The sequence below is a fragment of the Serratia sp. DFXYC6 genome, assembly GCF_057196085.1.
Genome location: NZ_JBXUNV010000002.1, coordinates 462,157 through 476,042 on the forward strand (window position 1 = coordinate 462,157; position 13,886 = coordinate 476,042).

Sequence of the window (13,886 nt, forward strand, 5' to 3'; positions counted from 1 at the left end):
TTATGGCAACACTCATCGCAGAAAACCTGGCGAAAGCCTACAAGGGCCGTAAAGTTGTCGAAGACGTCAGCCTGAAAGTGAAATCCGGCGAGATCGTCGGCCTGCTCGGCCCGAACGGTGCAGGTAAAACCACCACCTTCTACATGGTGGTCGGCATCGTGCCGCGCGACGCCGGGCGCATCGTGATCGACGAAGAAGACATCAGCCTGCTGCCGCTGCACGCCCGCGCGCGCCGCGGTATTGGTTACCTGCCGCAGGAAGCGTCGATCTTCCGCCGCCTGAGCGTGTACGACAACCTGATGGCGGTGCTGGAGATCCGTCCCGACCTCACCAGCGAACAGCGCGAAGACCGTGCCAAGGAGCTGATGGAAGAGTTCCATATCTCCCATCTGCGCGACAGCCTTGGCCAGGCGTTGTCCGGCGGTGAACGCCGCCGCGTCGAAATCGCCCGCGCGCTGGCGGCCAACCCGAAATTCATTCTGCTGGACGAACCCTTCGCCGGGGTGGATCCGATTTCCGTTATCGACATCAAAAAAATCATCGAGCACCTGCGTGACAGCGGCCTGGGCGTGCTGATCACCGACCACAACGTGCGCGAGACGCTGGACGTATGTGAACGCGCCTACATCGTCAGCCAGGGCAAACTGATTGCCCACGGCACTCCGGATGCTATTCTGGCCGACGAGCAGGTTAAACGCGTTTATCTGGGCGAAGAGTTCCGCCTCTAAGCGCCGGCGCGCCCTGCGGGGCGACACCGTTAACGGAAGTAGACAGAAAACTATGAAGCAAGGTTTGCAACTCAGGCTCAGTCAACAGCTGGCCATGACTCCTCAGCTCCAGCAGGCGATCCGCCTGCTGCAGTTGTCCACGCTTGAGCTTCAGCAAGAGATCCAGCTGGCGCTGGAGAGCAATCCGCTGCTTGAACAGACCGATCTGCACGACGAAATCGACGCCAAAGAAACCCAGGAGACCGAGGGGCTCGATACCCGCGAGGCGCTGGAACAGAAAGACATGCCGGAAGAGCTGCCGCTGGACGCCACCTGGGATGAGATCTACACCGCCGGCACGCCGTCCGGCACCGGCACCGACTACAGCGACGACGAGCTGCCGGTCTATCAGGGCGAGACCACCCAAACGCTGCAGGATTACCTGATGTGGCAGGTGGATCTGACGCCGTTTTCCGATACCGACGCCGCCATCGCCACCTCCATCGTCGACGCGGTGGACGACACCGGCTATCTCACCGTGCCGCTGGAAGACATTCTGGAAAGCCTGGGTGACGAAAACGTGACCCTCGAGGAAGTCGAGGCGGTGTTGAAGCGCGTGCAGCGTTTCGATCCGATCGGCGTCGCCGCGCGCGATCTGCGCGATTGCCTGCTGGTGCAGCTCTCCCAATACGCCAAAGACACCCCTTACCTGGCCGAAGCGCGGCTGATCATCAGCGACCATCTGGATCTGCTGGCCAACCATGACTTTCGCAGCCTGATGCGATCAACCCGGCTAAAAGAAGATACACTGAAAGAAGCGATGCTGCTGATTCAGTCGCTCGATCCGCGCCCGGGGCAGTCGATCAATACCGGCGAATCGGAATACGTGATTCCGGACGTGCTGGTGCGCAAGACGCAGAACAAATGGACGGTCGAGCTCAACGGCGACAGCGTGCCGCGTTTGAAGATCAATCAGCAATACGCCGCGCTGGGCAACAGCGCCCGCAGTGAAGCCGACGGCCAGTTCATCCGCAGCAACCTGCAGGAAGCCAAGTGGCTGATTAAAAGCCTGGAGAGCCGCAATGAGACGCTGCTGAAGGTCACCCGCTGCATCGTCGATCAACAGCAGGCGTTCTTCGAGCAAGGCGAAGAGTTTATGAAACCCATGGTGCTGGCGGATATCGCCCAGGCCGTGGATATGCATGAATCGACGATCTCGCGCGTCACCACGCAGAAGTTTCTGCACAGCCCGCGCGGCATTTTCGAATTGAAATATTTCTTCTCCAGCCACGTGAATACCGACAGCGGCGGCGAAGCCTCCTCGACGGCGATCCGCGCGTTGGTGAAGAAATTGATTGCGGCGGAAAACCCCGCCAAACCACTCAGCGACAGCAAGCTGGCCACCCTGCTCGCCGATCAGGGGATCATCGTGGCGCGGCGCACCGTCGCCAAGTACCGAGAGTCTTTGTCCATCCCGCCGTCGAACCAGCGTAAACAGTTGGTTTGACCTCTATTGAGAAGGAAGACACTATGCAGCTCAACATTACCGGACACCACATCGAAATCACCGATCCGTTGCGCGAGTTCGTGAACAACAAGTTCGCCAAACTCGAACAGTATTTTGATCGCATCAATCAGGTGTATGTTGTATTAAGTGTGGAAAAAGTGCAGCAAATTGCGGAAGCAACGGTGCACGTGAATGGAGGCGAGTTGCACGCCACCTCGGAAGACGAGAATATGTATGCCGCAATTGATACGCTGATCGACAAATTGGCACGTCAATTGAACAAACATAAAGACAAATTGAAGCAACACTGACACCCTAACCCATTCCATGAGGCGGCATCCGTCGCCGCCTCCCCCTTCGGCGCGTGACCCGCATGGGTGACGCGCCGAACGGTAATCAGGGTTAAAACCGACGAAAAACCGCCTTACCGGGTTCGCCCGGCGGCGCGGTTTTAAGTGAAGATGAGATGAACAACGAATATATGCAATTAAGCTCGGTGTTAAACATCGAGTGCACCAAAAGCTCGGTACACTGCACCAGCAAGAAGCGGGCTTTGGAAATTATCAGCGAACTGGCCGCCAAACAGCTCAACCTGCCTTCGCAGGTGGTGTTTGACGCGGTTCTCACCCGGGAGCGCATGGGCAGCACCGGTATCGGCAACGGTATCGCCATTCCCCACGGCAAACTGGAAGAGGACACACTGCGGGCCGTTGGCGTGTTTATCCGTCTCGACCAACCCATCGCTTTCGACGCTATCGACAACCAGCCGGTCGACCTGCTGTTCGCGCTGCTGGTGCCTGCCGATCAGTGCAAAACCCATTTGCATACGCTGTCGCTGGTCGCCAAACGCCTGGCCGACAAAACCGTATGCCGCCGCCTGCGCGCCGCGCAGAGCGACGAAGAACTTTACCAAATCATCACCGAGTGATGCCCGGCCGGCGTGACTTCCAGCCCGGATAACGATACTGTTTTACGATGATGGATCCGGCTGCGGCCGGAATAACAAAGTTTAACGGTGGCGATGAACGCCGCCGCGATGCCAGGGGAGTTGCCACATGGTGCTGATGATTGTCAGCGGCCGTTCCGGTTCCGGAAAATCCGTCGCCTTGCGGGCGCTGGAAGACATGGGTTTTTACTGCGTTGACAACCTGCCGGTGGTGCTGCTGCCGCAGCTCGCCAATACGCTGGCGGAACGCAATATCTCCGCAGCAGTCAGCATCGACGTGCGCAACATGCCTGAATCACCGGAAGTGTTCGAATACGCGATGACTCAGCTGCCGGACAGCTTCTCGCCGCAGTTGCTGTTCCTCGACGCCGATCGCAACACGCTGATCCGCCGTTACAGCGACACCCGCCGCCTGCACCCGCTCTCCAGCAAAAACCTGTCGCTGGAAAGCGCCATCGACGAAGAGAGCGATCTGCTCGAACCGCTGCGCTCGCGGGCGGACCTGATTATCGACACCTCGGAAATGTCGGTACATGAGCTGGCCGAAATGCTGCGCACCCGCCTGCTGGGCAAGCGCGAGCGCGAACTGACCATGGTGTTCGAATCCTTCGGCTTCAAACACGGCATCCCGATCGACGCCGACTACGTGTTCGACGTGCGCTTCCTGCCGAACCCGCACTGGGATCCGAAGCTGCGGCCGATGACCGGCCTGGACAAACCGGTGGCGTCGTTCCTCGATCGCCATACCGAAGTGCACAACTTCATCTACCAGACCCGCAGCTATCTGGAACAGTGGCTGCCGATGCTGGAAACCAACAACCGCAGCTACCTGACGGTCGCCATCGGCTGTACCGGCGGCAAGCACCGTTCGGTGTACGTGGCGGAACAGCTGGCCGATTACTTCCGCTCGCGCGGCAAGAACGTGCAGTCGCGCCACCGCACGCTGGAAAAGCGCAAACAATGACGGTCAAACAGACGGTTGAAATCAAAAACAAGCTGGGCATGCACGCGCGCCCGGCGATGAAACTGTTCGAACTGGTGCAAAGCTTCGACGCCGAAGTGATGCTGCGCAACGAAAGCGGCACCGAAGCCGAAGCCAGCAGCGTCATCGCGCTGCTGATGCTGGACTCCGCCCAGGGCCGGCATATCGAAGTCGAAGCGACCGGCCCCGACGAAGTCAACGCGCTGGCGGCGGTGGTCGAGCTGTTCAACTCCGGGTTTGATGAAGATTAGTCGCTGAGACTCTCCCCATGCGTCGCCTCGGCGCATGTGTTGCCCCCGCCCCTCCCATAACGTAGCCCTCCCGTTTCTCACTTTGCGAATCCGCTTCCAGAATCAGCCGTAACCGCCTGTAAATTCACGTCATGGATTTACCCCCACCACGATAATCGCAATAGTGTGTAACGCAAAAACAGACAACAGGCGGGTGTTTCCCCACGCTTTGCTTACGGGACAACGAAAAGTTTACAATTTGTGAACTTCACCGGCAGTCGCTATAATGTTCACCGGGTAGGAATCGAAGGAACGATGCATATCATTTCCAGGGAACCGTTCAATAACGCAACGAAGCAATATCCCAATGAAGCCACTGCTCTCGAGGCCATTTATAAAGCGTTGCGACGGGGCGAGTTCCGCACGCCGGACGAGTTAAAAGCGCTTTTTCCTTCGCTCGATCGTATGAAATACAAAGAGAAATGGTGGGTCATTGACGTCGGCGGCAACCACCTGCGGATCTTGTTCTTTGCCAGCTTCGAGACACAGAAAGTCTTCATAAAGCATATCGTTAGCCACGCCGAATACGACAAGCTGATGCAGCACTATCGAAGGAGTTCATCATGATTACAGATGCCATTAAGGCGGCCGATGCGCTACTGCGCGCCGTGCCCTTGTTGCAGGGCAGCCGCGCTCAGCAAGACTACCGGGAAGCGCTTGAATTGGTGGAATACCTGCTGGAAAACGACGAACACCATCCGCTGATTGACATGCTGGCAAAAAAGATCGCCGAATATGAAGACAACAGCGCCGAATTTACCGCATTCAACCAGCGTATCGCCCAGTTACCACAGGGGGTAGCCGCGCTTCGCGTCCTTATGGAACAGCACCAACTCAGCCAAAGTGATTTTGAACATGAGATCGGTAAAAAGTCGTTGGTTAACCAAATCCTGAACGGTAAAAGATCGCTGACCATTCCGCACATTATGGCGCTGGCCAAGCGTTTCAATCTGCCCCCGGCCCTGTTCCTGCCGGAAGCGGATTAGCCCTCAACTCCGGCTCAGGCAGTCCAGCGCCACCGCTTTGAAGCTGTCGAAGCTGTCGCTGCCCAGCAGGCGGCTCATTGAACGTTCACGCACGAAGGTGACGAACAGCTCGTAGATCGCCATCGCCTCTTCATAATCGCTCTTGCTGATCGCCAGCAGGAAAATCACGTGCGCAACCTCACCTTCCCCCCAGGCGACGCCCTGCGGCGCCAGCAGCGTCACCACCACGGTCTTCTTCGCCAGCAGCCCCAGCGAATGCGGCAGCGCGATGCCCTCGCCCAGCAGCGTGGAAACGATCGCCTCGCGTTCGACCACCGACGGATAAAAGTCCGCGCCGACGTACCCTTCTCGCTCCAGCTGGCCGCACACCCGGCTGAACAGCTCCGCCTGCGTCAGCGGCTCGTTGAGCACCATAAAATGTTCGGCGTCGAAGAACTTCTCCAGCATGTACGGCCGGGTGCGATCCACCAGCACCAGCTTGCCCAGTTGCTCCAGCTGATAATCGGTCGGAAACGGCGACATCACCACCACCGGCTTGTTCTTCTCGCCGATGCGGGCGTTGGAAATCACGAAGTCTTCGTCGATGTGCGCGAGCATCTCGTAATCGCGCAGCGAGACGATGCGCGTCATCACCAGCTGCGGGTACTTGCGCGCAATCTGCGCCTGGATCATGCGCACCGTCGAGTTGCCGGTGTCGCACACCAGCATCACCTGCGGGTGGCGTTCATAACCGATGTTGTAATGCCGCTCCAGCCCCACGCCGATGTGCAACACCAGATAGCCGATCTCGTTCTCGCTCAGGGTATAGGGGGTGTACTTGCCCCAGCTGGAGACCGCCGCCAGCGTCACGTCGTAAGCCATCGGATAGTGCTGCTTGATGTTGGCCAGCAGCGGATTGGGGATATTGATCTGGTATTTCACCCGCGTAATCATGGTCTTGATATGGGTGAGCAGATCGGCCCGCAGCTGCTCGTCACCCTGCAGGTTGTAGTTATAGTGTGCGTTGATGTAGGACAGGATGTAGTCCACCAGCGCTTCTTCATCGTCGGCGTTGATCTCGGTCGGCTGCACGTCCTGCACGCGCCGTGCGGCGATGTTGACCCGCAGATAGGCCTCTTCGGCCATCGAGATCTCTTTGCCGGAGGCCGCGCGCAGCTCCGCCGCCAGACGGGTCGACACCTGACGCACCGCCTCGTCGCCGTCCTCCACCTCGAAGTCCGGCAGCGGATAACCGTCGTTGATGCGCCGCAGCGCCACCGCGCAGTAGAAGATCAGGTACTGCTCGCCCTCGTCGGTCAGGCGAATGGCGTATTGCGACAACAGCGGGTGCAACAATCCGGCGAACGCCGCCACCTGAGGCTGCAACAGGATCTCGTTGTTGAGCAACGGGTTCTCGGCGTCGGCCAACTGCAGCTGGAACAGCAGATCGGTCAGGCAGGCGCGGATCGCCATCTCCGCGCCGAACAGCTTCATGCCGTAGCGCGGCTTGGTTTCGATCGTCAATTGATAGTGCGCCAGACGCTCTCTCACCTCAGCCATGTCGTTTTGCAGCGTGCCGCGGCTGACGAACCATTCGTCGGCCAGATCTTCCAGTTTGAGAGAGAAGGCTGAGGTCAAAAAACGCACCAGCAGATAATGCACCCGCTCCTGCGCGCTGCGCGGGGTGGCCTGTTTGCGGCGCTCCTGATGCTGCAGGGCGCTGAATAGCGCGGCGTTATCGACCTGCAAACGATAGCCGGCCCCGCGGCTATGCACGAAGCGCGCACCGTATTTGTCCAGGATCTCGTTCAGCGCGGTGATATCCGCCCGCACCGTGCGGGTGGACACGGCGAAACGCTTCGCCAGCTCATCCTGCGGCAAAGTCTCGGTTTGCAAAGCATCGAACAAGTAAGCCAAACGCGGGTAAGGAAATCGCACCATTCTGTGTCCGTCAATCAGGCGGCCCACCCGGCGAACCGGGCGGGCCACGGGTTACTTCGCCGGCGGCAGGAACGCCATTTGCGAGGGGCTGCCGATCGGCAGATAGCCGCCCACAAAGCTGAGTTTGCCGTCCGTCGGGTTGACGCTGAAGCGGGTGACGTTATCGCTGCGCTGGTTCAGCGCATACAGATAGCGGCCATCCGGGCTCAGCGCCAGCGAACGCGGATAATCGCCGCGGGTCCAGGTTTCCGCCACCGGTTTCAACTCGCCGCCGGCGCCCACGCTGAACTGGGCAATGCTGTTATGCAGCCGGTTGGCGACGTACAGCGTGTCGCCGTTCTTGCTGAGCGCCAGCCCCGAAGCGAAGCTGGTGCCCTGATAGTCGGCGGGCAGCGCGGAAACCGCATGCAGTTGTTTCAGAGTACCTTTTTGGCGATCAAAACGGTAGCTGGTCAACGTCGAGGCCTCTTCGTTCACCAGCAGCACGGTGTCGCCGTCCGGGTGGAACACAAAATGACGCGGGCCGGCGCCGGCGGAAGAGGCGGCGATCCACGGCGGATCGTTCGGCGTCAGGCGGCCGCTCGCGGCGTCAAAGCGCCATTGGTAGATGCGATCCAACCCCAGATCGGTGGAGAACACGAACTTGCCGCTCGGATCGCTGGCGATCATATGGGCATGCGGGCCGTTGTGATCGCTGATGGCGAAGCTGCCGTTCACCGCCGCCGCCGGTTTGGCCGCGCCCGCCGGGCCCTGCTGTTGCTGCACCGAGCTGGCGGCGCCCAGGCTGCCGTCCGCTTCAATCGGAAAAGCCGCCACGCTGCCGCTGACATAGTTCGCCACCAGCAGATAGCGGCCGTCCGGCGTCAAGGAGAGATACACCGGCCCTGCCCCCTGCGAATCTACCTGGTTGAGCTGCGTCAGTGCGCCATCGGCCGGATTGACCCGGTAAGCGGTGATGCCGCCGTGTTTGCCGCCGTTGAAGTCGGCCACTTCACTGGCGACATACAGCGTCTTGCCGTCAACGCTCAGCGTCAGCTGCGCCGGATTCGGCACGTTGCTGACCAGCGTGGCGTGGCTCAGCGCGCCGCTGGCCGGATCGACCTGCACCCGGTAAACGCCTTCGCCGTTGGGATTGTAGGTGCCGATATAGGCGAAATGAGATGACGTGGAGTTCATTGCATCCTCAGCATGCAGCGCCGGGCCGGTCACGGCCAGCAGCGCCAGGAACAACGCGGTGCGTCGGGTTGGAACCTGCCAGTTTCGCATAGTAATCCTCAGTATAGGTAAGGCGCGGCATGCCGCGCCACGGGAAAACCTTCGCCTCCCAGCGTTTACCTCATCCCATTACGCGTTCAACCCACCAGCTTTTTGGTCATCGCCAGCAGGGTTTTCACGTCCTGCGGACGCGTGTCGCCGCTGGCGGCGTCGATGATCGAGCTGTAGATATGCGGGATCACGCGTTTCACGCCGGCCGCCAGGGCGATCTCAACGATCGGCTCGTAGTTTTCCAGATCGATGCCGCCGGTCGGCTCAAGCATGAAGTCATGCTCGGCGCAGGCCTTGGCGACGTATTGGTATTCGTCCTTGCACTTCAGGCCGCCCATCGGGAAATACTTGATGGAACTGCCGCCCATGTCCTTCAGCAAAGCAATGGCGGTTTCCACCGGCACGATGCCGTCCGGCGCCGCGGCGCTCAATGGGCCGGTAGAGATCTTCACCCAGCCGACGCGGCCGGTCGGCGACACCAGGCCGTTGACCACGCTGTCGTTCTGGCCCAGCAGCGCGCGGCTGGCGCCGACGCCGGTAAACACCTGGTTAACGTGCTGCGGCTGCACCTGCTGAGCGATCAGGCTGACCATCGCCGACTGCTTCGGATCGCCGGCGCCCAGGCCGACCGACAGCGCGTTGTCGATCAGGCGCGCATAGCGCAGCATGTCGGTCACCGCGCTGTCGACGTCCGGGTAGTTCTTGGAGAGCACGCCCACCAGCACATGGCCTTCCGCCGCGGCGTAGATGTCCTGCGCGTTGGCTTTGGAGCCGGCCAGCACGTTCAGGCAGACGCGGTCGCGATAGTAGTTAGGCTGCAGCTTCATGCTTGTTTCTCCGTAAACAGGTTCTTGATACAGCTAAAGACGGTCATCAGCTGTTGCTCGTCGACGCTGCGCACGTCGACCTCAATCTTGCCCTCGTTGGCCTTGTAGCCGCGGAAGTAGATGGCAATATCGCCGGTTTTCAGCGCCTGAACGATGTCATAGGTCGACCGCCCCAGCACCGCCTCATCAAAGGTGATCTCGGCGCGGGCGATATCGCGGCCGGCGCTGTCCCAGACGGTTTTGGCGCTGACGCCGGTCAGGGTGTTGAGGCTGTTGAGGAACGGCGTCATCCGCGCCACCATCTGTTGCCCGGTGGTTTTCTCAAGCGTCAGATAGCTTTCAATTGCCTGCGTCAGGCCGAGGATGCCCTCTTTGCCGACCTTCATCGCCCGGCCGATGCCGCCGGACTGCAGCTTCACCCACCCGACGTACTGTTTCTTGCCGATAACCAGGCCGCTGGTCGGCCCCTCGATGGCTTTGGCGCCGCTGTAGATCACCAGATCGGCCCCCATCTGGTAGTAACACATCAGATCTTCTTCCGCCGCGGCGTCGACGATCAGCGGCAGGTTATGTTTGCGCGCCACCACCGCCGCCTGTTCGACGGACAGAATGCTTTTCTGCACGCAGTGGTGCGATTTGACGTACAGGATCGCCGCCGTCTGCGGCGTGATGCAGGCTTCAATCTGCTCCGGCGAACATTCGTTGGCGTAGCCCGCCTCCACCACCTTGCCGCCGCCCAGCGCCACCATGGTGTCCACCGGCGCGCCGAAGTTGACGTTGTGACCGCGCGGCAGCACGATCTCGCGCGGCACGGCGATCGGCGCCGAATGCAGGTTCACCAGCAGATTGGCGTTATCTTTAACGATCACCGCCGCCACCGACTGGGCGATGCCCGCCGAGGCGCAGGAGACGATCACCGCGTCCTCCACGTTGAGCAGATCGGCGATATAGGCGCCGGTCTTGTTGACCAGATCCTTGATTTCGAAATAGTGGTTCAGGCCGTAATCAACGGCGTCGATCACGTCCTGGCGCGGCGTGGAAACGCCGAGAATGGTCATGCGGCCGGAGGTGTTGATCACCTGCTTCAAACCGTATTTTTCATAAATCGAAGACATGGCTTGCCTCCCCTTGTTCGGTTAATAGGATTTCCCCGGCCACCACCGCGGCCAGCGGCACCAACAGCCGTTCGCCCTCGGCGGTTTGCCCTTCGGCGTCGGCGAACACCTGCGGTTCGCGGCGCAGTTCAAACAGCGTGAAATCGGCGTCATAGCCCGGCTCCAGCCGCCCTTTGCCGCTGAGCTGCAGCGCCGACGCGGCGTTCTCCGTCACGCAGGCGATCACCTGCGGCAGCGTCAGGCCGACGCTGAAGAATTTGGACATCACCGTCGCCAGGCTATGCACCGGCCCGTTCATGCGGTTGCGGCAGTAAATATCGGAGCTGATGGTGTACGGCAAAATGCCCAGTTTGATCGCCTGGCGCGCCACCTCGAAGCTGAAGCTGGCGGTGCCGTGCCCCACGTCGAGCAACACGCCGCGCCGCAGCGCGCGCTGGATAGACTCGCGCAATGTGCCCGCCGGCGTCAGAATGCGGTTCGGTTTGCCGTTGTAGCAGTGGGTGATGATGTCGCCGCGGGTCAGCAGATCGGCGATGTCGTCCAGATCCGGCGGGTTGTTGCCGATATGCACCATCAGCGGCAGCTGGCGGTTTTCCTGCTGGATCTCTTTGGCCAACACCAGCGGCCGGGTACCGTTTTTCCCCACCACGCTGCTGCTCATGCGCGCCTTGATGCCGATGATGAAACCGGGGTGATTGGCGATGGCCTGGCCGGCCTCGCGCTTGTCGATGTCCGTCAACTCCGCCAGCTCGTTCTGCCGCAGCAGGCCGATGCGCGAGATGTTGAGGAAGGCGAAAACGTTGGTTTTGGCGCTGCGCGTCAGCTGATAAAAGGCGTCGATATCGTCAGCGCCGGTGCTGCCAGCGTCGACCACGCTGGTGACGCCGCTGGCGACGCCGACCCGATCCGGCTCGTCATGGTAAATCGGCGATTCAGGATAGCAGTGCACGTGCGCGTCGATCCAACCGGCGCTCAGGCGGCAGTTGCCCGCCAGATCCAGCTGGCGAACGGCGCTGACGTCCGCCGCCAGCCGCCCCACCGAGGCTATTTTTCCGTCCTTTACCGCCAGATCGATCAGCGTATCGTCCGCCAGTCTGGCGCCTCTGATTACTAAGTCATACATACCGCATTGCTCCTGTTAGCCCGGGCGCCGCCGCAGCCTCGGGCGGCGCCTGGCGCAGGCCTCTTAAGAAATGGCTACCGGGAAGATCGCCCCCAGGATCATCGCGCCGAGGATCGCTCCGCCGGTGATCGGTTTGCCCCAGATATAGAACAGCAGCGCGCCGAGCAGCGAACCGATGCCGATCGGGATCGAAGCGGTCATCGCCGACAGGATGATCAACGGCCCGAGGAAACGGCCCGACGAGTTGCCCGCGCCCATCATCACGTCCGCGCCGTAGGTGGAGTTGCTCTGATTGATGGTGAATTTGCGCGCCAGGATGATCACGTAACCGATCGCCAGGCCGATGATCAGACCGGTGGCCAGCGACGCGGCGAAGTTGGCGACCGGGAACACGATGCCGGCCCCCAGCAGCAGCGCCGGTACGCCCAGCCCGACGCCGGTCTGGATCGCGCCGCCGATGTCGAGGATGCCCACCAGCGAGCCTTCGATGATGCGCGCGAACAGGAAGCTGGCGCCGAACGCCGCCACCGCGCCGTACACGCCGGTATCCATCCCCGCCCGCAGCATGGAGACGAAGGCCACTTCGTTAAAGGCGCCGATGCCGTACAGGTAGTACATGTGCGTCCCGGCGAACACGCCGGAGGACAGCAGGCCAACAAAAATCGGGAATGACCAGTCGGCGTACCAGAAGCCTTTTTGGGTTTGCTCTTCCATCATCCCGCTCCTTATTTACCGCTCAGGGTGTTGTGAATGGCGTCCAGCCAGCCCGGCACGCCGAGGCTGAAGGACTCGAGAACTTTCATGTCGAAGCCGCGGAAGAAGCCGCTCAGCACGAACAGCAGCACGATCACCGCCATCATGATCTTGGTGATCTTGTTCCAGCCGCTCTCTTCCACGCCCTTGCCGATCAGAATGCCCAGCACCAGGCCCGGTACGGCGTTGCCCATGATCAGCTGCGCCAGGCCGCCGAAGATGGTGCCCCAGAAGCCGGAACGGCGCCCGGCGTCGATCGCCGCCAGCCAGAAGATCACCGGCATCACGGTGTTCACCAGCAGGTTGGCCGCCGGCACCAGCACCTTGATCGCGGTAACCTGCAGCGCGGCAGGCACGGCGGAAGCGGTGGTATTGAGGAAGGCCACCACCAGCATGCCGATGATGCCGCAGGCGATAGCCATTTTTTTCGGATCGTGCAGCGTTTGCGCCAGATTGCGATTCTTGACCATCAGGGCCGCCGCACCCCAGTGCGGGATGATGCGGTGATCGACGTCCTGCGTGAAGGAGCCCGCCGCCACGGAAGACGCCCAGGCGTTGAAGAAGAAGCCCAGACCGAATGAGAAGTGGGAAGCCGGATCGCCCTCGCAGGAGTTCAGCTCGCCCAGGGTGCGAAACGCTCCCATGCCCTGTGTTGTCGGCGCGTGGAACATGCGTGCGGCGCCGGCCCCTACGCCGACCCCCACCAGCCCACCGATAATAATCGATTTAAATAAGATGATTAAAAACATCAGTATACCCTTTCATTTATGCTAACGTTTTTATTTCGTGACGAAGACAACCTTCTCGGTATTGATAATGGTTACGTTCACGGTTATTTCCAGAGAAACGGCATAGCTCTTTCTTTCACGCGGCAAAAAGAAGAAAAGAAATTTCTCTTTAGTTATTTTCTCTTCCGCCTTCACTACGCTGACGTCCTGCGGCTCGATGCGCAGCAGAATATTGTTGGTGGACTTTAATACCGCGCCCTGCACATTAGCCAAGGCGGAAGCAAAAGCTTTCGCTTTGCTGTCGCCTTTACCCTCCACCTTTACCGATGTGGTATATTGCTCTTTCATTATGGGTTGCCATGTTTTTTGACGTAGGCTTCCACCAGTTTCTGGCCCAGCTCTTCTTTATCCATAAAGCCGAAACCCAGCACGTTGCAGCCTTCGTTAATTGCCGTCACGCCCTCTTCCACCGAACGCATGCCGTATTTGGCTTTGTAGCCGTATTTGGTTTGCGCGGTAATCGCACCGGCGCCGCCACTGCCGCAAAAAGAGATGCCCAGCTGCGCGTTTTCCGCTTTCATGACGTCGCCCAGCTTCATATCCGCCGCCACGCCGGGGATGACCACCGCTTTTCCGCCTGCGTTTTCAACGCCCTGGCCGACTTTTTGCCCTTTGCCCAAACGATCGCCGATCACTACGGTAATTTGACCCATGGTATATTCTCCTGATTGAAATC

17 protein-coding genes are annotated in these 13,886 nt (G+C 60.2%); 8 read left to right on the plus strand and 9 right to left on the minus strand.

The window, feature by feature from the left end; translation table 11 throughout:
• Positions 1-2: 2 nt before the first annotated feature.
• The 8 genes from lptB to AC2CGQ_RS15645 all read left to right on the plus strand — a co-directional run bounded on the left by lptB (position 3) and on the right by AC2CGQ_RS15645 (position 5,418).
• On the plus strand, positions 3-728 hold the full coding sequence (gene lptB, locus AC2CGQ_RS15610; protein WP_004937040.1) for an LPS export ABC transporter ATP-binding protein: 726 nt from the start codon (positions 3-5) through the stop codon (positions 726-728).
• Between the two features lie 52 nt (positions 729-780).
• Positions 781-2,214, plus strand: a complete 1,434-nt coding sequence (gene rpoN, locus AC2CGQ_RS15615) for an RNA polymerase factor sigma-54 (RefSeq protein WP_484593748.1) — start codon at positions 781-783, stop codon at positions 2,212-2,214.
• A 23-nt stretch (positions 2,215-2,237) separates the two neighbouring features.
• Positions 2,238-2,525 (plus strand): ribosome hibernation promoting factor, encoded by a 288-nt coding sequence (gene hpf / locus AC2CGQ_RS15620; RefSeq protein ID WP_004937038.1) that lies wholly within the window; start codon positions 2,238-2,240, stop codon positions 2,523-2,525.
• Between the two features lie 155 nt (positions 2,526-2,680).
• Positions 2,681-3,142, plus strand: coding sequence for a PTS IIA-like nitrogen regulatory protein PtsN (gene ptsN, locus AC2CGQ_RS15625; protein WP_016930212.1), 462 nt, complete (start codon positions 2,681-2,683; stop codon positions 3,140-3,142).
• Positions 3,143-3,269: 127 nt separating this feature from the next.
• Positions 3,270-4,124: an RNase adapter RapZ gene (rapZ, locus tag AC2CGQ_RS15630; RefSeq protein WP_015379177.1), complete on the plus strand. Its 855-nt coding sequence runs from the start codon at positions 3,270-3,272 to the stop codon at positions 4,122-4,124.
• On the plus strand, positions 4,121-4,393 hold the full coding sequence (npr, locus tag AC2CGQ_RS15635) for a PTS phosphocarrier protein NPr (protein WP_004937034.1): 273 nt from the start codon (positions 4,121-4,123) through the stop codon (positions 4,391-4,393). The genes rapZ and npr overlap by 4 nt, the downstream gene beginning before the upstream one ends.
• A 294-nt stretch (positions 4,394-4,687) precedes the next feature.
• Entirely contained in the window at positions 4,688-4,999 is a 312-nt protein-coding gene (locus tag AC2CGQ_RS15640) for a type II toxin-antitoxin system HigB family toxin (protein ID WP_004937033.1), read from the plus strand.
• Positions 4,996-5,418, plus strand: coding sequence for a helix-turn-helix domain-containing protein (locus tag AC2CGQ_RS15645; RefSeq protein ID WP_015379178.1), 423 nt, complete (start codon positions 4,996-4,998; stop codon positions 5,416-5,418). Before AC2CGQ_RS15640 ends, AC2CGQ_RS15645 begins: the two co-directional genes overlap by 4 nt.
• 3 nt (positions 5,419-5,421) lie before the next feature.
• Here AC2CGQ_RS15645 and AC2CGQ_RS15650 read toward each other — a convergent pair whose 3' ends face one another.
• From AC2CGQ_RS15650 to AC2CGQ_RS15690, 9 genes are all read right to left on the minus strand, one after another.
• The gene (locus tag AC2CGQ_RS15650) at positions 5,422-7,338 is read right to left on the minus strand and encodes a BglG family transcription antiterminator (protein WP_015379179.1); all 1,917 of its coding nucleotides are present in this window, start codon (positions 7,336-7,338) and stop codon (positions 5,422-5,424) included.
• 51 nt (positions 7,339-7,389) lie between these two features.
• Positions 7,390-8,604, minus strand: coding sequence for a lactonase family protein (locus AC2CGQ_RS15655; RefSeq protein WP_156866269.1), 1,215 nt, complete (start codon positions 8,602-8,604; stop codon positions 7,390-7,392).
• Between the two features lie 86 nt (positions 8,605-8,690).
• A complete protein-coding gene (dagF, locus tag AC2CGQ_RS15660) occupies positions 8,691-9,431 on the minus strand; it encodes a 2-dehydro-3-deoxy-phosphogluconate aldolase (RefSeq protein ID WP_004937022.1) in 741 nt (246 codons plus the stop codon).
• On the minus strand, positions 9,428-10,546 hold the full coding sequence (locus AC2CGQ_RS15665; RefSeq protein ID WP_004937017.1) for a DgaE family pyridoxal phosphate-dependent ammonia lyase: 1,119 nt from the start codon (positions 10,544-10,546) through the stop codon (positions 9,428-9,430). Before AC2CGQ_RS15665 ends, dagF begins: the two co-directional genes overlap by 4 nt.
• Positions 10,530-11,669 (minus strand): amidohydrolase/deacetylase family metallohydrolase, encoded by a 1,140-nt coding sequence (locus tag AC2CGQ_RS15670; protein WP_015379181.1) that lies wholly within the window; start codon positions 11,667-11,669, stop codon positions 10,530-10,532. Before AC2CGQ_RS15670 ends, AC2CGQ_RS15665 begins: the two co-directional genes overlap by 17 nt.
• Before the next feature lie 63 nt (positions 11,670-11,732).
• On the minus strand, positions 11,733-12,383 hold the full coding sequence (locus tag AC2CGQ_RS15675; RefSeq protein ID WP_004937013.1) for a DUF4310 family protein: 651 nt from the start codon (positions 12,381-12,383) through the stop codon (positions 11,733-11,735).
• A gap of 11 nt (positions 12,384-12,394) precedes the next feature.
• Positions 12,395-13,171, minus strand: coding sequence for a DUF4311 domain-containing protein (locus tag AC2CGQ_RS15680; RefSeq protein WP_004937006.1), 777 nt, complete (start codon positions 13,169-13,171; stop codon positions 12,395-12,397).
• Positions 13,172-13,201: 30 nt separating this feature from the next.
• Positions 13,202-13,498 (minus strand): DUF4312 family protein, encoded by a 297-nt coding sequence (locus tag AC2CGQ_RS15685; RefSeq protein WP_004937003.1) that lies wholly within the window; start codon positions 13,496-13,498, stop codon positions 13,202-13,204.
• Complete coding sequence (locus tag AC2CGQ_RS15690; RefSeq protein WP_004937000.1) at positions 13,498-13,863, minus strand: glycine-rich SFCGS family protein; 366 nt, start codon at positions 13,861-13,863, stop codon at positions 13,498-13,500. Before AC2CGQ_RS15690 ends, AC2CGQ_RS15685 begins: the two co-directional genes overlap by 1 nt.
• Between the last annotated feature and the right edge of the window lie 23 nt (positions 13,864-13,886).